This window comes from Microvirga arvi (assembly GCF_016892765.1).
Classification (GTDB): domain Bacteria; phylum Pseudomonadota; class Alphaproteobacteria; order Rhizobiales; family Beijerinckiaceae; genus Microvirga; species Microvirga arvi.
In genome coordinates, this window is sequence record NZ_JAFEMD010000014.1 from 12,359 (window position 1) to 32,708 (window position 20,350).

At 60.6% G+C, this 20,350-nt stretch carries 18 protein-coding genes; 15 read left to right on the plus strand and 3 right to left on the minus strand.

Annotation, left to right across the window (positions count from 1 at the left end; genetic code table 11):
- Positions 1-33 precede the first annotated feature (33 nt).
- The 3 genes from chvE to mmsB all read left to right on the plus strand — a co-directional run bounded on the left by chvE (position 34) and on the right by mmsB (position 3,906).
- Positions 34-1,077: a multiple monosaccharide ABC transporter substrate-binding protein gene (gene chvE / locus ILT44_RS10695; RefSeq protein ID WP_372441151.1), complete on the plus strand. Its 1,044-nt coding sequence runs from the start codon at positions 34-36 to the stop codon at positions 1,075-1,077.
- A 98-nt stretch (positions 1,078-1,175) separates the two neighbouring features.
- Positions 1,176-2,705 carry a multiple monosaccharide ABC transporter ATP-binding protein gene (gene mmsA, locus ILT44_RS10700; protein ID WP_204239561.1) on the plus strand — a complete coding sequence of 510 codons (1,530 nt, stop codon included), beginning with the start codon at positions 1,176-1,178 and terminating at the stop codon, positions 2,703-2,705.
- A 1-nt stretch (position 2,706) separates the two neighbouring features.
- On the plus strand, positions 2,707-3,906 hold the full coding sequence (mmsB, locus tag ILT44_RS10705) for a multiple monosaccharide ABC transporter permease (protein ID WP_239468089.1): 1,200 nt from the start codon (positions 2,707-2,709) through the stop codon (positions 3,904-3,906).
- A 72-nt stretch (positions 3,907-3,978) separates the two neighbouring features.
- On the opposite strand, the gene ILT44_RS10710 is transcribed toward mmsB, so the two are convergent.
- The 3 genes from ILT44_RS10710 to ILT44_RS10720 form a co-directional block, all read right to left on the minus strand.
- Positions 3,979-4,740 (minus strand): SDR family NAD(P)-dependent oxidoreductase, encoded by a 762-nt coding sequence (locus ILT44_RS10710; RefSeq protein ID WP_204239562.1) that lies wholly within the window; start codon positions 4,738-4,740, stop codon positions 3,979-3,981.
- Positions 4,741-4,824: 84 nt separating this feature from the next.
- Entirely contained in the window at positions 4,825-6,459 is a 1,635-nt protein-coding gene (locus ILT44_RS10715) for an acyl-CoA synthetase (RefSeq protein ID WP_204239563.1), read from the minus strand.
- A gap of 40 nt (positions 6,460-6,499) precedes the next feature.
- The gene (locus ILT44_RS10720; protein WP_204239564.1) at positions 6,500-7,315 is read right to left on the minus strand and encodes an IclR family transcriptional regulator; all 816 of its coding nucleotides are present in this window, start codon (positions 7,313-7,315) and stop codon (positions 6,500-6,502) included.
- A 372-nt stretch (positions 7,316-7,687) separates the two neighbouring features.
- Between ILT44_RS10720 and ILT44_RS10725 the strand changes: the two genes are divergently transcribed.
- From ILT44_RS10725 to ILT44_RS10780, 12 genes are all read left to right on the plus strand, one after another.
- A complete protein-coding gene (locus tag ILT44_RS10725; protein ID WP_204239565.1) occupies positions 7,688-9,556 on the plus strand; it encodes a TRAP transporter large permease in 1,869 nt (622 codons plus the stop codon).
- A gap of 52 nt (positions 9,557-9,608) precedes the next feature.
- On the plus strand, positions 9,609-10,619 hold the full coding sequence (locus ILT44_RS10730; RefSeq protein WP_204239566.1) for a TRAP transporter substrate-binding protein: 1,011 nt from the start codon (positions 9,609-9,611) through the stop codon (positions 10,617-10,619).
- Positions 10,620-10,762: 143 nt separating this feature from the next.
- The gene (locus tag ILT44_RS10735; protein ID WP_204239567.1) at positions 10,763-11,566 is read left to right on the plus strand and encodes an SDR family NAD(P)-dependent oxidoreductase; all 804 of its coding nucleotides are present in this window, start codon (positions 10,763-10,765) and stop codon (positions 11,564-11,566) included.
- Between the two features lie 13 nt (positions 11,567-11,579).
- Positions 11,580-12,461: an alpha/beta fold hydrolase gene (locus tag ILT44_RS10740; protein ID WP_204239568.1), complete on the plus strand. Its 882-nt coding sequence runs from the start codon at positions 11,580-11,582 to the stop codon at positions 12,459-12,461.
- Between the two features lie 28 nt (positions 12,462-12,489).
- Positions 12,490-13,347, plus strand: a complete 858-nt coding sequence (locus ILT44_RS10745) for a PCC domain-containing protein (protein ID WP_204239569.1) — start codon at positions 12,490-12,492, stop codon at positions 13,345-13,347.
- A 165-nt stretch (positions 13,348-13,512) separates the two neighbouring features.
- On the plus strand, positions 13,513-13,701 hold the full coding sequence (locus tag ILT44_RS10750; protein WP_204239570.1) for a c-type cytochrome: 189 nt from the start codon (positions 13,513-13,515) through the stop codon (positions 13,699-13,701).
- 328 nt (positions 13,702-14,029) lie between these two features.
- Positions 14,030-15,286, plus strand: a complete 1,257-nt coding sequence (urtA, locus tag ILT44_RS10755) for an urea ABC transporter substrate-binding protein (RefSeq protein ID WP_239468098.1) — start codon at positions 14,030-14,032, stop codon at positions 15,284-15,286.
- Between the two features lie 65 nt (positions 15,287-15,351).
- Positions 15,352-16,944 (plus strand): urea ABC transporter permease subunit UrtB, encoded by a 1,593-nt coding sequence (urtB, locus tag ILT44_RS10760; protein WP_204239571.1) that lies wholly within the window; start codon positions 15,352-15,354, stop codon positions 16,942-16,944.
- Entirely contained in the window at positions 16,941-18,077 is a 1,137-nt protein-coding gene (gene urtC / locus ILT44_RS10765) for an urea ABC transporter permease subunit UrtC (protein ID WP_204239572.1), read from the plus strand. The genes urtB and urtC overlap by 4 nt, the downstream gene beginning before the upstream one ends.
- Positions 18,078-18,080: 3 nt before the next feature.
- Complete coding sequence (urtD, locus tag ILT44_RS10770; RefSeq protein ID WP_204239573.1) at positions 18,081-18,833, plus strand: urea ABC transporter ATP-binding protein UrtD; 753 nt, start codon at positions 18,081-18,083, stop codon at positions 18,831-18,833.
- 2 nt (positions 18,834-18,835) lie between these two features.
- Positions 18,836-19,531, plus strand: a complete 696-nt coding sequence (gene urtE, locus ILT44_RS10775) for an urea ABC transporter ATP-binding subunit UrtE (RefSeq protein WP_204239574.1) — start codon at positions 18,836-18,838, stop codon at positions 19,529-19,531.
- Positions 19,506-20,348, plus strand: a complete 843-nt coding sequence (locus ILT44_RS10780) for an urease accessory protein UreD (protein WP_504739439.1) — start codon at positions 19,506-19,508, stop codon at positions 20,346-20,348. The genes urtE and ILT44_RS10780 overlap by 26 nt, the downstream gene beginning before the upstream one ends.
- Positions 20,349-20,350: the final 2 nt, after the last annotated feature.

The window sequence follows — 20,350 nt, forward strand, 5'->3', positions numbered from 1 at the left end:
GGGAGAACGACCTTGAAGACGTTTACGACCACAATGGCGGCCGTGGCTCTGGGAGCCTTCGGCCTTCTCGGTGCCGCTCAGGCGCAGGATAAAGGCACTGTCGGCGTGGCCATGCCCACGAAGTCGTCCGCGCGTTGGATCGACGACGGCAACAACATGGTCAAGGTACTCAAAGAGAAGGGATATAACGTCGATCTGCAATATGCTGAAGACGATATTCCCAACCAGCTCTCGCAAATCGAGAACATGATCACCAAAGGCGCCAAGGTGCTCGTGATAGCAGCCATCGATGGCACGACACTGTCTGACGCGCTGCAGCAGGCTGCCGACAAGGGCATCAAGGTGATCGCCTATGACCGGCTGATCCGCAATTCCAAGAATGTCGATTATTACGCCACCTTCGACAACTTCCAGGTCGGCGTGCTCCAGGGCGGCTACATCGAGAAGGCGCTTGGCCTGAAGGAGGGCAAGGGTCCGTTCAACATCGAGCTGTTCGGCGGCTCGCCGGACGACAACAATGCCTTCTTCTTTTACAACGGCGCCATGTCCGTGCTCGATCCGTACATCAAGAGCGGCAAGCTCAAGGTCGCCAGCGGTCAGACCGGCATGGACAAGGTCTCCACCCTGCGCTGGGACGGTGCAGTGGCCCAGGCCCGCATGGATAACCTGCTCAGCGCCTACTACACCGACAAGCGTGTGGATGCGGTTCTCTCGCCGTATGACGGCCTGAGCATCGGCATCATCTCGTCGCTCAAGGGCGTTGGTTACGGCACCCCGAAGCAGCCCATGCCCGTGATCACCGGACAGGATGCGGAGGTCCCCTCGATCAAGTCGATCCTTGCCAAAGAGCAGACTCAGACGGTGTTCAAGGACACCCGCGAACTGGCAAAGGTCACGGTCAACATGGTCGACGCCACGCTGTCGGGAAAGACGCCCGAGGTGAACGACACCAAGACCTATGAGAACGGCGTGAAAGTGGTCCCGTCCTACCTCCTGAAGCCGGTCAACGTCGATGCGTCGAACTGGAAGGAAATCCTGGTCGGCAGCGGCTACTACAAGGAAGACCAGTTCAAGTGATCGATTCTTGATCGTGGACCCTGGGCAGGTGCCCAGGGTCCACGCTCTTTTGATAGAAGGCTCTTGCGTCCATCTCCGGAGCTGCCTGAGGTCATGCGATGAATACGATCCTTGAAATGCAGGGGATCACCAAAACGTTTCCGGGCGTGAAGGCCCTGGACGACGTCAACATCACCGTAAAAGCCGGTGAGATCCATGCTCTGGTCGGGGAGAACGGCGCCGGAAAATCAACACTGATGAAGGTTCTGAGCGGGGTCTATCCGCATGGGTCCTATTCCGGCTCGATCATCTATGAGGGAGAGGAGCGCCGCTTCAAGGGAATTGCCGACAGCGAGTCGCTGGGCATCATCATCATCCACCAGGAGCTGGCGCTGGTGCCTCTCCTGTCGATCGCGGAAAACATCTTCCTCGGCAATGAGCAGGCGCAATACGGGATCATCGACTGGTCGCTGGCATTCGCGCGCACAAAGGAGCTGCTCAAGGTCGTCGGCCTCAACGAATCGCCTGAGACCCTGGTCACCAATCTTGGCGTCGGGAAGCAGCAACTCGTCGAGATCGCCAAGGCGCTCTCGAAAAAGGTGAAGCTTCTGATCCTCGACGAGCCAACCGCCAGCCTGAACGAGAAGGACAGCGACGCGCTCCTCAACCTTCTGCTTCAGTTCAAGGCGCAAGGCATTTCCTCCATTCTGATCTCGCACAAGCTCAATGAGATCTCGAAGGTAGCCGATGCCATCACGGTTCTTCGCGACGGCGGCACGGTCGAAACCCTCGATTGCCATGCGGAGACGGTCAGTGAGGACCGCATCATCCGCGGCATGGTTGGCCGCACCATGGAAGACCGGTACCCAAAGCGCGAGCCGAAGGTCGGCGAGGTCATCTTCCAGGTCGAGAACTGGTCCGCCCATCATCAGCTCCACGCCAATGTGCAGGTCGTGAAGAACATCAACTTGAACATCCGGCGTGGTGAGATCGTCGGCATCGCCGGATTGATGGGGGCGGGGCGGACCGAATTCGCCATGAGCCTGTTCGGTCGCAGCTATGGCCAGAACATCTCCGGCCGGGTAACGCTGCACGGCAGGGAAATCGACGTAAGCACGGTCGAGAAGGCCGTCGCGAGCGGAATCGCTTATGCTACCGAGGACCGCAAGACCTATGGTCTGGTTCTGGCCGAGGACATCCGGAAGAATGTGACGCTCGCGAACCTTGAGGGCGTCTCCAGGAACCTTGTCATTGACGACATCCAGGAACTGGCGGTCGCCAACGACTACCGGGCCAAGATGCGCATCCGCAGCCCCAGCGTCTTCCAGGAGACGGTCAACCTCTCAGGCGGCAACCAGCAGAAAGTCGTCTTGAGCAAATGGCTCTTCTCCGATCCAGAGATTCTCATTCTCGATGAGCCGACCCGGGGGATCGATGTCGGTGCGAAATATGAAATCTACACCATCATCAACAGGTTGGCCGATGCAGGGAAGGGTGTCCTTATGATATCCTCGGAGATGCCGGAACTGCTTGGTATGTGTGACCGGATCTATGTGATGAACGAAGGCGCCCTGATTGCCGAACTCGACATTGCCGAGGCATCCCAGGAAAGAATCATGCACGCCATCGTCAAATCAGGGAGACGCTGAGATGGACACGAGAACCGCTGACGAGCTTCACGTTCCCCAGCATAAGACGTCGTGGATGGAGTTCATCAAGGCCCATTTCCGCGACTACGGCATGCTGCTGTCCCTCTTGGTCATCATGCTGTTCTTCCAGGTGGTGACCAACGGCACGCTTTTGCGCCCGCTCAACCTCACCAATCTGGTGCTGCAGAACAGCTACATCGTGATCATGGCGCTAGGGATGCTGCTTGTCATCGTGGCCGGGCATATCGACCTGTCGGTCGGCTCCATCGTCGGCTTCGTGGGCGGCCTGGCGGCTGTGATGATGGTCAGGTTCGGCATCGACCCCGTGACGACCACCATCGCCTGCCTGATCGTGGGCGGCCTCATCGGCGCGGCTCAGGGTTATTGGGTGGCCTATTTCAAGGTGCCATCCTTCATCGTGACGTTGGCCGGCATGCTCGTCTTCAAGGGGCTCACCCTGGCGCTGCTCGGCGGCATGTCGGTCGGTCCCTTCCCGGTGGTGTTCCAGCGGCTGAGCTCGGGCTTCATCCCGGACGTCTTCGGCGGCGAGGGCTTCAATTACACCGCTCTCTTCCTGGGTGTCGCGAGCGTGGCGGTGCTCATCTATTTCAGCTTCCGCAGCCGCGCCAACCAGCTCAAGCATGCGGTCGAGACGGCGCCCTTCGGGCTCTTCGCCTTCAAGAACGGCCTGCTTGCTCTCCTCGTGGTCGCGTTCTGCTACCTGATGGCGACCTATCGTGGCCTGCCGAACGTTCTCGTCATCATGGCGGTTCTGATCGCGCTCTACGCCTTCGTGACCAACCGGACCACGATCGGCCGACGCATCTATGCGCTCGGCGGCAACGAGAAAGCGGCCAAGCTGTCCGGCATCAAAACCGAACGTCTCACCTTCCTGACCTTCGTCAACATGGGAGTGCTGGCGGGGCTCGCCGGTCTGATCTTCGCCGCGCGCCTGAACACGGCTACCCCGAAGGCAGGTCTTGGCTTCGAGCTCGACGTGATCGCAGCCGTGTTCATCGGCGGCGCCTCCGCCACGGGGGGCGTTGGCAAGGTGACGGGAGCCGTCATCGGCGCCTTTGTCATGGGCGTCATGAACAATGGCATGTCGATCCTCGGCATCGGCATTGACTACCAGCAAGTCATCAAAGGCCTTGTGCTGCTCGCAGCGGTCTCCCTCGACGTGTACAACAGGAAGAAGTGAGGAGATCCGTGAGGCCCCAGGTGACTCTGCGCACGATATGGACCGTGACGTAACTCGTAGCTGCATGCGCTTTTACTGACCTAACAGACCAGCAGCCGTGAAGCCGCCATCGACACAGATCGTCTGCCCGGTTATGAAGCCCGAATGCACGTGATCGAGAAGAAAAAGCGCCGCACTGGCAATCTCGGACGGTTTTCCGTAGCGGCGCTGGGGAACCCTGGCGAGCCATTCGGCTCGAATTTGATCGGTATGCACCTCACGGACAAGGGGAGTCTCAATAGGGCCGGGAGCGATTGCATTGACCCGGACGCCTAGAGAAGCAAGCTCGACGGCCATGACTTGAGTCATCGTGATCATACCGCCTTTTGAGGCGCCATAGGCAACGCGCCCCACATTGCCGCGGATGCCGGAGACCGACGCGATGTTGACGATGGAGCCGATGTGGCGCTCGCACATCCGCTTGGCAATCTCTCGGGAAATCACGAAGCTTCCGATAACGTTGACATCGAGAATTCTGCGGAAAAGGTCGGCACTGGTCTCGAGGGATGGCACGTCCCGCGCGATCCCGGCGGAGTTGATGAGTCCGGTGATCGGGCCGAACTCTGCCTCGCAGCGTTCAACGGCCTGCACGACTGCGGCTTCATCTGCGATATCCAGCTGCATGAAGTGAGCTTGAGCGCCGAATTGCTCGAGTGCTGCCCGGCTTTGAAGGAGACTTCGTTCATCCCGGTCCACGACGACGGCGCGCCAGCCTTTTTCGAGAACCGCCTCAACGATCGCGAGCCCTATCCCTGAGGCCCCGCCTGTGACGAATACCGTTTCCTGAATGGACATCGTGCTTCCTAGCTATAGGCTCGCCCCATCTGATAGTCCTTCGGACGCGCTTGGCTCCGTCCGTGAAAGCTTGCTCGGCAGCAGTTATACCGAGGCTCCAACTGGTTTGTCTGACGGAAGGCATCCCTTCGCCTCCAACTCCTCACGGATGATCTTTTTCGTGATCTTGCCGTAAGCGGATTTCGGCAGGGAATCCCAGAAGAACACGCGTTTCGGAAGCTTGTAGCGAGCGACTTTGCCATCGAGCCAGGAGTGGAGTTCGAGTTCGTCGAGAGTCGAGCCGGAGCGCAGGACGCACACGGCAATGCCAACCTCGCCCCAGGTTCTGTCAGGCACTCCCAAGACCGCAACCTCGGCGATGTCTGGGTGTGTGAGGATCTTTTCCTCGATCTCACGTGGATAGACGTTCGAGCCGCCCGAGATGTACATGTCCGAGGCGCGACCGGTGATGTAGAGAAAGCCTTCTTCGTCCACATGGCCGAGATCGCCAGTCCTGAACCAGCCATCCCGGAATGCCTTCGCATTGGCGTCAGGGTTGTTGTAGTAGCCCGCGAAGACCGCCGGGCCGCAGACGCAGATCTCGCCTGTCACATCGGGCGGCACTTCGCGTCCTTGATCGTCTTGGATCGAGACCTGCATGCCGGTGCGCTCGTAGCCACAGGTGCCCACCTTCACACCGGGTCCGTCCTCAGGCTCGTGGAGCGCGGGAGGAAGCACGGTGATGTTGCCGGTAACCTCGCCGAGGCCGAAATACTGCACCAGCACCTTGCCGAGCTTCTTGAGAGCATGCTTCTGATCTTCCCGGTACATGGGCGCGCCGGCATAAATCACATAGCGAAGAGATGAGTGATCGTGCGCGTCGACCGAAGGATGCTCCGTCAGCAGCTTCACGATGGTCGGCACGGTAAACAGGTTCGTGATGCGCCACTTCTCCACCAGGGTCCAAGCCTCGTCGACGTCAAAGCGCTCGCCGGACAACAGGACCGTCTTGGCAGCCCTCGCGACCTGCACGAGCTGATGTACGCCTGCGCCATGGGAGAGCGGCGCGACCACCAGAGAGGCATCCGCGCTGGTCGTGCCCGGCATGAGATCGCAGAGATGATTCGTGATCACGAAGGCCATCTGGCCATGGGTCAGGACTGCCGCTTTGGGGCGACCTGTCGTGCCAGACGTGAAGAAGAACCAGCATGGATCGTCATGGACCACGGCAGCGGTCAGAGCCGACCGCCCTGTATGAAGTTCGACGAGCTCGTCGTAGTCCTCTCCGAAATCGGAACGGCCGATCGAGATCACGAAGCGGATGTCGGGCGCTGCCTCGCGCATGCTTTTGGCATGCTCGGGAAAGTCGCTGTGGCAGATCATGCCTAAGGCGCCGCTGGCTTGGGCCAGATAGGCGACTTCGCCTGGAGTCTGGCGGAAGTTCGTCGGCACCCAGACGGCGCCAAGCCGGAAGCAGGCGAACATCGATTCGAACATCTGGTTGCAGTTCTTGGACTGCACCAGCACGCGATCTCCCTTTCGGATCCCCTTGGCTGCAAGCGCCGCCGCCATCGCATCGACGCGCCGGTCGAGATCCGACCACGTCCATGTGCGCTCGCCCCATACAAACCCGATTTCCTGGCCGTGCCGTCGTGCCGCCTGGCGGAGGAAATGGGACAGGTTCATGACCCGCTTCGATTCGGCTATGACGCCGCTATGGGGAAGGGGAGGGCTGCTCATGGGGTTGCCTCCCAAAATGCATGGCAATGAATGTCTGGGATCATGGCGTCGTCCCGACGGGGTGGAACATTCTGCGCAGCTTGCCTTCGACGCGCTCGACCTCAGTCCTCAGGTAGCGGACAAGTTCCGGTTGCCGCTCGGCACTCATGCGGCTGTCGATGGCGGCAATGCTGAGAGCGCCCGCGATACGTCCATCCGGGAACCTGATTGCAGCTCCGAGGCCCCATGAGCCGGCGACGATACGGCCGGGGTTGAGGGCGTAGCCCTGCAGGCGCGTCATGGCGACATCCTCCCGGATCCGCTCCGCCGAATAGTAGGCATATTGAGTATCGAGAGCTTTTGTGTTCGCGGCAAGCACGCGCTCCACCTCATCGTCACTCAGAGCTGCGAGCATGGCGAGCGAGCCGGCGCCAATGCCGAGCGGATGCTGATTTCCGGCCTGCAGGGCGTGCGTGCGCACCGGATAGGTACCTTCCTCCCGATGGAGGCACACGGCGTAGTTTCCCCGCTTCACAGAGAGGAAGCTCGTATCCATGGTCTTATCGGAGAGGTTACGCAGGCTTTCCAGAGACAACTCAAGCAGGCCGTGCCGGCGAGACGCGAGGGTTCCAAGGACATACGCCTCCTCACCCAGATAGTACCGACGTGTCCGCGCCTCCTGCTCAACGAGACCTGCACGCATCAGCGCGAGGAGCAACCGCCTTGCAGTCGGCTTGTTGAGGCCGCTTTCCTCCACGATGTCGCTCAACTGTGCGCCGCGCTCGGCCTCTCGCCCGACAAGCGCCAGCAGGCGCAGGGCCCGATCCACACTTTGGGAGCCTGACAGATCGACGGTTGAAAAAGGGGCATCGTCCATGGTGTTGTTCAACCAGAGGTCCATATTATGGACCAAAAAACTCAAGCATCATCCTCGTTCAAAGGCTAAATTGCTTTAGCGCGTATTGCAATGACCTGTAAGACGTGTATCTTTCCCCCGCCATCTACGAAACAAAGATCCACAAAGTGGACCTATTACGCAGTGTTTGTTGCGGCTGTTGGAATAAATGGGAGGAGGCGTATGAGTACTGAGGTAAACGGTATGACGCCTTCTTCGGATCATGCCCGCAGGCAGTCTCCTCTCCGTCGACCATATTGTGAAACATGGCGCCGAATGCGGCTCCAGACAGCCTTGAACCGTAGAACGCATCGCTGAAACGGGGCGGCGTGATTGAGGGACATGGAGAGCAACATGGCTGCCGCCACTGATACTGTCGCCCCGTTATTGGATGACGAGGAGATCAATGCGCCTCATGTCGGCGCTCTGCTGATCCGGCCGATCGAGGCAGTATCGGCGCTGCTTCTCTGCGTCATCATCGTTCTGCTTCTGGCCGGCGTGGCCTCGCGCTACGTGTTCTCCTACCCGGTGGTCTGGATCGACGAAGCGGCGTCGATCTCTTTTCTATGGCTGGCCATGCTGGGCTCCGCCATCGCCATCGACCGGAACGAGCATCTCAGGCTGACACTCTTCACCGGAATGTTCCCAAAAAGCATTCAAGGGTTCATCCACACGCTCGGTCTCGTGCTTACGGCGACGTTCCTGCTCATCATGCTGCAGCCGGCCATCGAATACGTGATGGAGGAATGGTACGTCACGTCCGCAGCCCTCAACATTCCCAACAGCTTCCGCGTCTCGGCCATCGCTTTCGGCATCTTTGCGATGCTGGGCTTCATCGTGTTGCACGCGGTAAAGACATCGACCTTAAGGGATCTCGCCATATCCGTGGCGCTCGTGGCGGCTATCGTCGGGGCGCTCTGGTTCCTGACACCCGCATTGCTGCGGCTCGGCAACCTCAACATCCTCATCTTCCTCGTCGGTGTCGTGGCCGTATGTCTCGTGATGGGAGTGCCGATTGCATTCTGTTTCGGCATAGGAACTCTAGCATTCCTGGCCTTCAGCACGCGGGTACCGATCTTCGTCATGATCGGACGCATGGATGAGGGTATGTCGAGCATCATTCTCCTGTCGGTGCCGATCTTCGTGTTCCTCGGCTGCATCCTCGATGCAACCGGCATGGGGAAAGCCATTGTTGACTTCCTCGCCTCTCTCCTGGGTCATGTGCGAGCAGGCATGTCCTATGTGCTGCTCGGCTCTCTCTTCCTGGTCTCCGGCATCTCCGGCTCGAAGGTGTCGGACATGGCGACTGTCGCCCCGGCTTTGTTCCCGGAGATGAAACGGCGCGGGCACAAGCCACGGGAGATGATTGCTCTGTTGGCGACAGGTGCCGCCATGGCGGATACGGTTCCGCCGAGCATCGTGCTGATCGTGCTGGGTTCGGTAGCCGGTGTCTCCATCGCAGGCCTGTTCACGAGCGGCTTCGTGGTCGCCATGGTGCTGCTCGCGGTATTGGCCGTTCTGGCGCGGATGAAGGCTGCCGGCGAGCATCTCGGCGATGTGCGTCGCGCACCCTTCCGGACGATGTGGCGCACGTTGATTGTCGCTGCGCCGGCACTGGTCCTGCCGTTCATCATCCGAAGTGCCGTAGGCGGCGGCGTCGCTACGGCGACCGAGGTCTCGACGATCGCGGTTTTGTACGCCCTGATCATCGGTATCTTCCTCTATGGCGGCATCGGACTGCGCAAGTTCTATGACATGCTCGTGGAGACGGCAGCGTTGAGCGGCGCAATCCTTCTGATCCTCGGCACAGCGCTTGCCATGGCCTGGGCGCTGACCCAGACGGGTTTCGCACAGCAGCTTGCAACGTTCATGGCAGGCCTGCCCGGCGGCTGGATCATCTTCATGGCCGTAACCATCGTGGTGTTTCTGCTTCTCGGTTGCGTGCTCGAAGGGCTTCCTGCCATCGTCCTGATGGCGCCGCTCATGTTCCCGATCGCGAAGAACCTCGGCATCAACGACATCCACTATTCCATGGTCGTCGTGACCGCGATGAACATCGGCCTGATGGCCCCGCCCATCGGCATCGGCTTCTACATCGCCTGCAAGATCGGCAACGTCTCGCCAGACGAAGCCATGGGGGCGATCTGGCCCTATATCGTAGCCTTGCTCGTCGGCCTTGTGCTGATCGCCGCGATCCCTGGCATTTCCACCGCCTTCCTGTGACGGTGGAGCCCATTTGAAGATACCTGCCACAAAAACCACGAGGGAGAGAAACATGATTATTTCACGCCGCACCATGCTGCAGGGCTCCGCCTCAGCCGCATTGGTCACCAGCTTCGGGGTTCGCGCTCAGTCCGCCGAGTTCACGTACAAATACGCCAACAATCTGCCGGTCACGCACCCGATGAACCTGCGCGCGAAAGAGGCAGCTGATAGGATCAAGCAGGAGACCGGAGGCCGGGTCGAGATCCAGATCTTCCCCAATAACCAGCTCGGCTCCGACACCGATATGCTGAGCCAAGTCAGGTCGGGCGGTGTGGAGTTCTTCACCCTCTCTCCGCTGATCCTGTCCACCCTCGTGCCCAATGCCTCGATCAGCGGCATTGGCTTCGCATTCCCGAATTACGACAGCGTCTGGAAGGCCATGGATGGCGACCTCGGCGCCTATGTGCGCGGCCAGATATCCAAGGTGAATCTCGTCGTGATGGACAAGATCTGGGACAACGGCTTCCGGCAGATCACGAGCTCGAGCAAGCCGATCCAGACGCCCGACGATCTGAAGGGCTTCAAGATCCGTGTTCCGGTAAGCCCGCTCTGGACCTCCATGTTCACCGCCTTCGGCTCGGCTCCGGCCAGCATCAACTTCGCCGAAGTCTACACTGCGCTGCAGACGAAGGTGGTCGACGGACAGGAGAATCCGCTTGCGATCCTCTCCACCGCGAAACTCTACGAGGTCCAGAAATACGTCTCCATGACCAACCATATGTGGGATGGTTTCTGGTTCCTGGCCAACCGCCGGGCCTGGGAGCGGCTGCCGGAAGACCTGCGCGCTGTTGTGGCCAAGCACCTCAACGCGGCAGCCGTGGAGGAACGTACTGACGTGGCAAAGCTCAATGCAGGCCTCAAGGACGAACTCGTCTCGAAGGGCATGCAGTTCAACGATCCGGATCCGGCCCTCTTCCGTGAGGCTCTGCGGAAAGCAGGGTTCTATGCGGAATGGAAGAAGAAGTACGGCGACGAGGCCTGGGCCATTCTCGAGAAGTCCGTAGGCGGCAGCCTGACCTGATCTCGGCAGCCGGATTTGATTTTCGCGACCGGCGAGATCCGCCGGTCGCATATCCAGGCTCGGAATCGCTCCTGAGGGAAGGGGACGGCTCTTTGCCTGGAGGGCGCGAATGCCTGCTGGGTTCGCATGCGGTGGAGAACTTCATGGTCGACCGTTTGAGGGGGAAAGCCGCCGTCGTGTTCGGCGCCGGATCCTCGGGCCCCGGCTGGGGCAACGGCAAGGCCGCCGCCGTAGCCTACGCGCGGGAGGGTGCCCGCATAGCCTGCATTGACCTTATCCAGGAGGCTGCGGAGGAAACCGCATCCATCATCGCGAAGGATGGCGGTGAGGCGATTGCGATTGCTGCCGATGTTACCGACGCGAGCTCGGTGGAAGGCGCCGTCGCGCGGACGATCGAGGCCTTTGGGCGCATCGACATCCTGCACAACAATGTGGGCGTGACCCATATGGGCGGTCCTGTGGAATTGACCGAAGAGCAGTTCGAGGCCGCGCTGAAGCTGAATATCGGACCCGTCTACCGCACGGCGAAGGCCGTTATCCCGCACATGCTGCGGCAGGGGAGCGGTGCCATCGTCAACATCTCCTCCCTCGCGGCGATCCGCTGGACGGGGTATCCCTATTTCGCCTATTACGCCACCAAGGCAGCGGTGAACCAGGCGACGGTGGCAATCGCGATGCAATATGCCCGTCAGGGCATCCGGGCCAATTGCATCATGCCGGGTCTTATCGACACGCCGCTGATCTACCGGCAAATCTCCGGGCAGTATGCCACTGTGGAGGAGATGGTGGCGGCGCGCAGCGCCGCTGTTCCAATGGGCCGGATGGGAACCGCTTGGGACGTTGCCAATGCGGCAGTATTCCTTGCTTCCGACGAGGCGCAGTTCATTACCGGAGTGTGCCTGCCGGTGGACGGTGGGCAGAGCTGCGCCGTGTCAGAATTTCGCTGATAGGACAAGTTCAATGGCCTTTGCAACCACAAGCGATGGCGTGCGGCTTTTCTACCAATCCGCTGGAAAAGGCATACCCATCGTCTTCGTGCACGAGTTCGGGGGTAATCACTGGAGCTGGGAGCCACAGGTCAGCTACTTTTCCCGCAGGCACGAATGCATCACTTTCTCGGCTCGCGGCTATCCGCCCTCGGATATCCCAGGCGACGCGGAAAAGTACTCCCAGTCCCGCGCCGCCGACGATATCATCGGTGTCATGGATGCAGCCGGGATTGAGACAGCCCATGTCGTCGGCCTGTCGATGGGGGCGTTCGCCAGCCTGCATGCCGCACTGCGGTATCCCGGACGCATCCGGTCTGCTGTCGTTGCAGGAGCAGGTTATGGCTCGGAGCGGGAGTATCAGGAGTTCTTCCGACGCAACTCCGAGCAGGTGGCAAAGGGCTTCGAAGAGCGCGGCGCCCGCGTCTTTGCTCCGGTCTATGGGGAAAGCGCGTCGCGGGTTCAGTTCCAGGAGAAGGACCCCCGTGGCTGGCAGCTTTTCGTAGAGCGGATGGCGCAGCATTCCGATAAGGGTGCCGCCAACACCATGCGCGGCGTGCAGATGCGACGACCGTCACTCTACGATCTGGAGGACGAGCTTCGCGCGCTTCAGGTTCCGCTGCTCGTGGTCGTCGGCGACGAGGACGATCATTCGATCCAGCCCGGCATCTTCCTGAAACGGACGGTGCCCCGCTGCGGTCTCACCATGTTCCCGAAGTCTGGCCACACCTTGAACCTGGAGGAGCCGGCGCTGTTCAATCATCTCGTGGCGGAGTTCCTCGCTCAGGTGGACGCCGGGCGATGGGGGCCTCGGGACCCGCGATCCGATCCGACGCAGATCATGCGCGCGGACTAACATTGCGGGAGGTGGCGGGGAACCAACCATGAGACGCATTCATCATTCGGGTCCCACTGCGCCGGAACGTATCGCGGCCGTCGCCGGTTCGGCCGTTCCGCTCCGCTTCGTGCTGGAGCCCGGCCAGACTGTCGACGAGGCCGTCGCTTTGGGGATGAAGGCCTCTGGCTGCATCGGCGGCTTCGTGGCCTTCGAAGGCGGCCGGTGCGAACCATTCCGATACGTCATGCCTGCAGCATCCTCTGATCCACGATACGCCGCCTGGTACAGCGAAACCTTCGAACCGGTTGGCCCTGTAACCATCAGGCGGGCCTGTGCCATCGTCGGAGTGAGGGATGGAAAGCCCTTCCTCCACTGCCACGGCATCTGGGATACGTCCGAAGGACCGCGTATGGGTCACATGCTTGCTCCCGTGACAACGGTGTCGGAGCCCATCGTGGTCAAAGGGATCGGCTTTAGGGACGCCAACTTCGAGGCCATGCCCGACCCGGAAACCAACTTTACCCTCTTCGAACCGGTTCGATTCGCCGGTGCAAACTTCATGACATCGGGCGTTCGCATGCTGCTCGCAAAAGTTCGCCCGAACGAGGACATCAGTCTTGCCATCGAGAAGATCTGCTTACGACATGGCATTGAAACGGCTAAGATTCATGGGATCGGCAGCCTGAACGGAGTGCGCTTCGTCGACGGAACTCAGGTGGATTCGTATGCGACTGAGGTTTCGATCCGAGATGGCATCGTGAAGAGCGATGGCAATCAGCTGGTAGCGCAACTTGCCATCGATGTCGTTGACATGGAGGGAGTTATCTCCTCCGGGAAACTCGTTCGGGGCGATAATCCTGTCTGCATTACGTTCGAGATAGTGGTCGAGGAGAACCAGGGATAAAAGCCTTACCCGATGTGCCTTCCGCATGAGGTCGGACGTCTGGCGTCGTAGCAAGCAGATCTTCAACTGGCGAAGCCGAGCCTCTTCCGGCGCCCCAGCTATCCGACACAAACATCGCAAGTTGCCGAGTGGGACCTGACACTTCTGGAGAGGGCTCAGGGCAAGGTGGGGCCCACTCTCCAGAGCTTCGCAGCTCGGGTCTATATCAGGGGTATCGCGATCAACTTGACGGACAATCTCATTCAGTGGATCGAGAACCCGCGCTCCATCGCTCCTAAGACAGCCATGCCGATCACGGGCGTCTCCCGGGCTGAGGCGAGGCATGTCGCGGCCTATCTCTACACGTTGCGCTGACCGCAGAGAGGTGGCCACCAGTTCCGGCATCGTGCTCGATAGGCACGAACTAGGCTGATGAAAGCATCAGATCGACCTATGGCTACGCTGTCACGCCGTCCGGCCTTGAGCATGTGCACCAAGGACCGCCTCAGATTTGAGCTTTCGATGCTTTTCTGAGCAGAGGCTCCGGCTCGGCTCTCCGGTTACATGAATACACTGCCGCTACGCAGCTGCGCCACCGGTACCATTGGCATGGTTCTTGCTTAGTGACCCGTGCTGCACCTGAAGCAGGGCAGGCAAGGGAGAAGGACCTATGTCGATATTCAACATGACGCGGAGAAACCTGATGGCGCTGACGGCAGCGGCTCTGGTTTCGAGCGCCACGGCGCAAGCCGCAAAAGCAGAGGAAACGATCAAGGTAGGGGTTCTCCACTCGTTGTCGGGCACGATGGCGATCAGCGAGACGACGTTGAAAGACGTCATGCTGATGCTCGTTGCGGAACAGAACAAAAAGGGCGGATTGCTCGGCAAGAAGCTTGAGGCGGTTGTCGTCGATCCAGCCTCCAACTGGCCGCTCTTCGCCGAGAAGGCTCGTGAGCTAATAAGCCAGCACAAGGTTTCAGCCGTCTTCGGCGCCTGGACCTCCGTGTCGCGTAAGTCGGTATTGCCGGTTTTCAAGGAACTGAACAGCATCCTGTTCTACCCCGTCCAGTATGAGGGCGAGGAGAGCGAGCGGAACGTGTTCTACACGGGCGCTGCGCCCAACCAGCAAGCGATCCCGGCCGTCGATTATCTCGCCAAGGAGGAGAAGGTCGAGCGCTGGGTCCTGGCCGGTACCGATTACGTCTATCCGCGCACGACCAACAAGATCCTTGAGGCCTATCTGAAGTCCAAAGGCGTGAAGACCGAGGACATCATGATCAGCTACACGCCCTTCGGTCATTCCGACTGGCAGACCATTGTTGCCGATATCAAGAAATTCGGCTCGGCGGGCAAGAAGACGGCCGTTGTCTCCACGATCAATGGCGACGCCAACGTGCCGTTCTATAAGGAACTCGCCAACCAGGGCGTCAAGGCGACGGACATCCCCGTGGTCGCCTTCTCGGTAGGCGAGGAGGAACTCGCCGGCATCGATACGAAGCCACTCGTCGGCCATCTCGCCGCCTGGAACTACTTCCAGTCCGTCGAGACGCCCGAGAACAAGGCGTTTATCGAGAAATGGAAGGACTTCACGAAGAACGCCAAGCGCGTCACGAATGACCCGATGGAAGCCCATGTCGTCGGCTTCAACATGTGGGTGAAGGCGGTCGAGAAAGCCGGCACGACGGATCCCGACAAGGTCATTGACACCATCATCGGCGTCCAGGTGCCGAACCTCACCGGCGGCGTCTCGGAAATGCTGCCGAACCACCACATCACCAAGCCAGTGCTCATCGGCGAGATCAAAGATGACGGCCAGTTCGATACCGTATGGCAGACGGACGGCCTCGTACCGGGCGAAGCCTGGTCGAAGCACCTTGAGGGCTCTAAGGACCTGATCGCCGACTGGAAGACTTTGAAGTGCGGCAACTACAACACCGTCACAAAGAAGTGCGGCGCCTGATCAGCTGACAGGCGAGGGCGGTCACCTGGGCCGCCCTCTCACCCCTCCTTTTCAAAGTTTGCTTCATGATCCGCTTATACATTCTCCTGCGAGTCTTTGTGCTGCTGGTCGGCATGACAGGTGTTGCCCTCGCAGGTGAGTACGAAGACGCATTGCCGAAATTCACCACCGGGAACTATTCTGATACCGAAGAGGCTATCGGCGCGGTCGCCGCCAGCAGGCACCCCCTATCCCTGGCTCTTATTGAGGCATTGCAGGACGGGAGACTTCTGGCTGGCATGGGCCAAGTGTTCATCCGCGATGCAGCGGGCGATCTCCTCAATGCCGAGACTGGACAGCCGCATGGTGCCACCTCCCGAGACCTTAAGCCGATCCGCGTCAACAACCGCATCCGCCGCGCCATCGAGGCCGCACTCGGCGGGCTGACATTGCTCAGCACGAATGCCGGAACGCGCATGGAGGCGGCCCGGGCCGTCTTCCGCTCCCGAGACGCGGCGGCTCTTCCCACCCTCGCGCACGCCATCGCTCAGGAGAGCGATCCCACGGTGAGGCAAGCCCTTCAGCAGGCCCGCGCGGCAATTCTAGTTGGCAAGGCCGATGCATCCCCGGGCGACCGTCTCGAAGCCGTGGAAACCCTGCGGGTGCGAGGCGATCAGGATGCTCTGGCACTTCTGTCCAACCTGCCTGCCGACAGCGTGCCGGAACTCACGGAATCCGCTCGGAAAGCGGCCGACGGAATCCGCTCGCGGCTGGCATTCTGGAACGTCCTCCAGAATGTCTGGTATGGTGTCTCCCTCGGTTCAGTGCTGCTGCTCGCCGCCATCGGTCTTGCCATCACCTTCGGCACCATGGGGGTCATCAACATGGCCCATGGCGAGATGGTGATGCTGGGAGCCTATACGACCTTTGTGGTGCAGGAGCTCATCCGCACCTATGTGCCCGGGCTGTTCGAAATCTCGCTGTTCATCGCGTTGCCGCTCGCCTTTCTGATCGCGGGTGCGGTCGGCATCTTCATCGAACGTACCATCATCCGCTTCCTCTATGGCAGACCGCTCGAAACCCTGCTCGCGACCTGGGGTCTCTCCCTGATCCTTCAGCAGGGCGTCCGCACAATCTTCGGCCCTACCAACCGTGAGGTCAGCACACCAGTCTGGATGAGCGGCGCGCTGGACATCGGTGCGATGAGCCTGACGTACAACCGCATTGCGATCGTGGTCTTCGCCTTCTCGGTCTTTGCAATCCTGCTCCTCGTGCTGCGATACACTTCGCTCGGGCTCTACATGCGGGCCGTCACCCAGAACCGGCGTATGGCTGGCTCCATGGGCATCCGGACCAACCGCATTGACGCCCTGGCCTTTGGGCTTGGATCAGGAGTTGCGGGCATTGCCGGCGTGGCGCTTTCCCAGATCGACAATGTCAGTCCCAATCTTGGGCAGGGATACATCATTGACAGCTTCATGGTTGTCGTTTTCGGCGGTGTCGGGAATCTCTGGGGCACGCTAGTCGGCTCAATGACGCTCGGCATCGCAAACAAGCTGCTCGAACCCTATGCAGGTGCGGTCCTCGGCAAGATTGCCCTGCTCATCGCGATCATCCTCTTCATACAAAGGCGTCCGCGCGGGCTCTTCGCGCTCAGAGGCAGGGCGGTCGAAGCATGAAAACTCGGTTCTTCTTCGACAGGCAGACCGTTCTCGTTCTGTCGTTCCTCACAGCCGCCGCTGTCCTGGTGCCCGCGATGAACGGGCTGGCCGCGCCCGGCTCGGCGCTGCATCTCCCGGATCACATAGTGCCTCTTCTCGGCAAGTATTTGTGTTTCGCCCTGCTCGCGCTCTCGGTCGATCTGATCTGGGGGTTCTGCGGCATTCTCTCCCTTGGACACGGAGCCTTCTTCGCGCTTGGAGGCTATGCGATGGGCATGTACCTCATGCGTCAGATCGGGCCGCGAGGCGTCTATTCCGATCCGATCCTGCCCGATTTCATGGTGTTCCTGAACTGGAAAGATTTGCCCTGGTTCTGGCAGGGCTTCGACTGGTTCCCCTTTGCTGCACTGATGGTGCTTTTGGTGCCGGGTTGTCTCGCCTTCGTCTTCGGCTGGTTCGCCTTCAGGTCACGGGTCACAGGGGTCTATTTCTCCATCATCACACAAGCGATGACATTCGCGCTGATGTTGGCCTTCTTCCGCAATGACATGGGATTGGGTGGCAACAACGGGTTGACCGACTTCAAGGAAATCCTCGGCTTCCCGGTGCAGGCGGGCTCGACGCGCATTGCCCTATTCGTGCTCTCGGTCGCGGCGCTTGCGGGCGGCTACCTGCTGTGCCGTTGGGTCGTGGGGACTAAGTTCGGCAAGGTCCTCGTGGCCGTGCGGGACGCAGAGAGCCGTACGCGTTTCCTCGGCTATCGCGTCGAGCACTACAAGCTCGCGGTCTTTACCCTCTCCGCCATGCTGGCAGGTGTCGCGGGTGCGCTTTACGTGCCGCAAGTCGGCATCATCAATCCGAGCGAGTTTGCTCCCGCCAGCTCCATCGAGGTTGTCATCTGGGTGGCAGTCGGCGGACGCGGGACTCTGGTCGGAGCGATTCTGGGCGCCATGGTGGTCAATGCGGGCAAGACATGGTTCACGGGCGCATTGCCGGAGTTCTGGTTGTTCGCTCTCGGCGGTCTCTTCGTCTTCGTCACACTGTTCATGCCCAACGGCATTCTCGGTGCTGCAGGAGACCTCTGGGAGCGTTCCAGCCAGAAACTGCGGGCTGCGCGGTCGCCTAAACCGCTCACGCATGCGGCGGAGTGAGCCATGACCGCACCGGTAACGCCAGCACTGCTCTATCTCGACAATGTCACCGTATCCTTCGATGGCTTTCGTGCGCTGAATGCTCTCTCTCTTGCCATCGATCACGCGGAAATGCGCGCCATTATCGGCCCCAACGGGGCAGGCAAGACGACCATGATGGACGTGATCACCGGCAAGACACGACCTAACGAGGGCACCGCGCTGTTCGAAGGATCCTACGACCTGACCACTCTCGACGAGGCGGCCATCGCAGAACTCGGCATAGGACGTAAATTCCAGACCCCGACAGTATTCGAGATGCATACGGTCGAAGACAATCTCCTGCTGGCTCTGCAAGGGGCGCGTAGCCCGCTCGCGGCGCTGCTCTCGCGGCGCTTGGCGCGGGAAAGAGAGAGGATCGATGCCTTGTTGGAGCGGGTCCGCCTCACCCCAAACCGTCACCGCAGAGCCGGGGAACTGTCCCATGGCCAGAAACAGTGGCTTGAGATCGGAATGCTGCTGGCGCAGGAGCCCAAACTCCTTCTGATCGACGAGCCTGCAGCCGGGATGACGGACCAGGAAACCGCAGACACTGCCGACCTCCTGCGCGAGATCGCCAAGACGAAGGCCGTGATCGTGGTGGAGCACGACATGACCTTCGTTCGTGACCTCGGCGTGAAGGTCACATGTCTGCATGAGGGTTCCATGCTCGCGGAAGGATCGCTCGATGTGGTGAGCGCAAACGAGCGCGTGGTTGAGGTTTACCTAGGCCGATGACAATGCTTGCAGTCGAAAACCTGTCTCTCCATTACAGCGCAGCCCAGGCCCTGCGCAGCGTTACCGTTACGGCCGCCGTGGGGGAGGTAACGTGTGTCCTCGGCCGCAACGGCGTGGGCAAGACATCGCTCCTGCGCGCCATTGCGGGCCACCGGCCGATTTCGGGCGGCAGCATCGTCTTCGATGGCCAGGACATCGCACGCCTGAAACCGTTCGAGCGTGCGGCGCGGGGAATTGCCTATGTGCCTCAAGGACGGGAAATCTTTCCGCTCCTGACCGTGAAGGAGAACCTCGAAACCGGCTTCGCACCCTTAAAGCGCGGAGCGCGGCAGATTCCTGAGGAGGTGTTCGAGCTTTTTCCGGTGCTCAAGACCATGTTGGCGCGGCGCGGCGGAGATCTCTCAGGTGGGCAGCAGCAGCAGCTCGCTATTGGTCGCGCGCTGGTGATGCGTCCGCGTCTCCTCGTGCTCGATGAGCCGACTGAAGGCATCCAGCCCTCGATCATCAAGGATATCGGACGCGCGATCTCTTACCTGCGCGAGCGAAGAGACATGGCGATCCTGCTCGTCGAACAGTACTTCGACTTCGCCCGCGATCTGGCGGATCGTTTCGTGGTCATGGAACGCGGCGAGATCGTTCAGCATGGTGATCGAGCAGCGCTGGAGGGGGATGATGTTCGTCAGCGCCTCGCCATTTGACGGCGTACCCGCGCTGCGTCAGCGGGCCGTCGGTCGTGTTTCATTCGCCGCAGCCTCTCTCCATAGGCGGACCCGGCCAATGCGCATCGAGGAAAGCGGCTCCATGCGCATCCGCCTCCCGAAAGGAGAGGGCGCCGGGCTCGACGCGGTTCTCGTCAACACCGCAGGCGGCATCGCCTGCGGGGACCAGTTTACCGTGGAAATCGAGGCTCAGGCCGATGCTTCGGTGACAGTCGCGACGCCAGCTGCGGAAAAGGTCTATCGCTCGGACGGGCCAGTCTCCAGGATGTCGGTGAAGCTCCACGCAGGGGCAGGAGCCCGGCTCGATTGGCTCCCGCAGGAGACGATCCTGTTCGACAGCGCGAGGCTCGATCGGCAGCTTGAGGCGGACATCGCCGAGGACGCGCGCCTGACTTTGCTCGAGGCGGTCGTCTTCGGGCGGGAGGCAAGGGCGGAGCGCATGGCGGACGGCCTCTTCATCGACCGCTGGCGCATCCGCCGAGGGTCGCGCCTCGTCTACGCGGACACGTTGCGGCTCGACGGGCCGATCGCCGACCTGCTGCAGAAGCCGAGCGTGGGAAACGGTGCACGTGCCCTCGCGACCTTGATTCATGTGGCCCCGGATGCCGAGGCTCGCCTGGAAGACATACGCGAGCAGCTGTCCTCCGGAATTGGCTGTGATGCTGCGGCGAGCGCTTGGAACGGCCTTCTCGCCGTGCGGTTCTGCGCTGTCACCATTGAGGCGCTGCGTGCCGCCATCTGCCCCTTCCTCCTCACCTTTCGTGACGAGCCCCTGCCTCGCGTCTGGCTCAGCTAAGG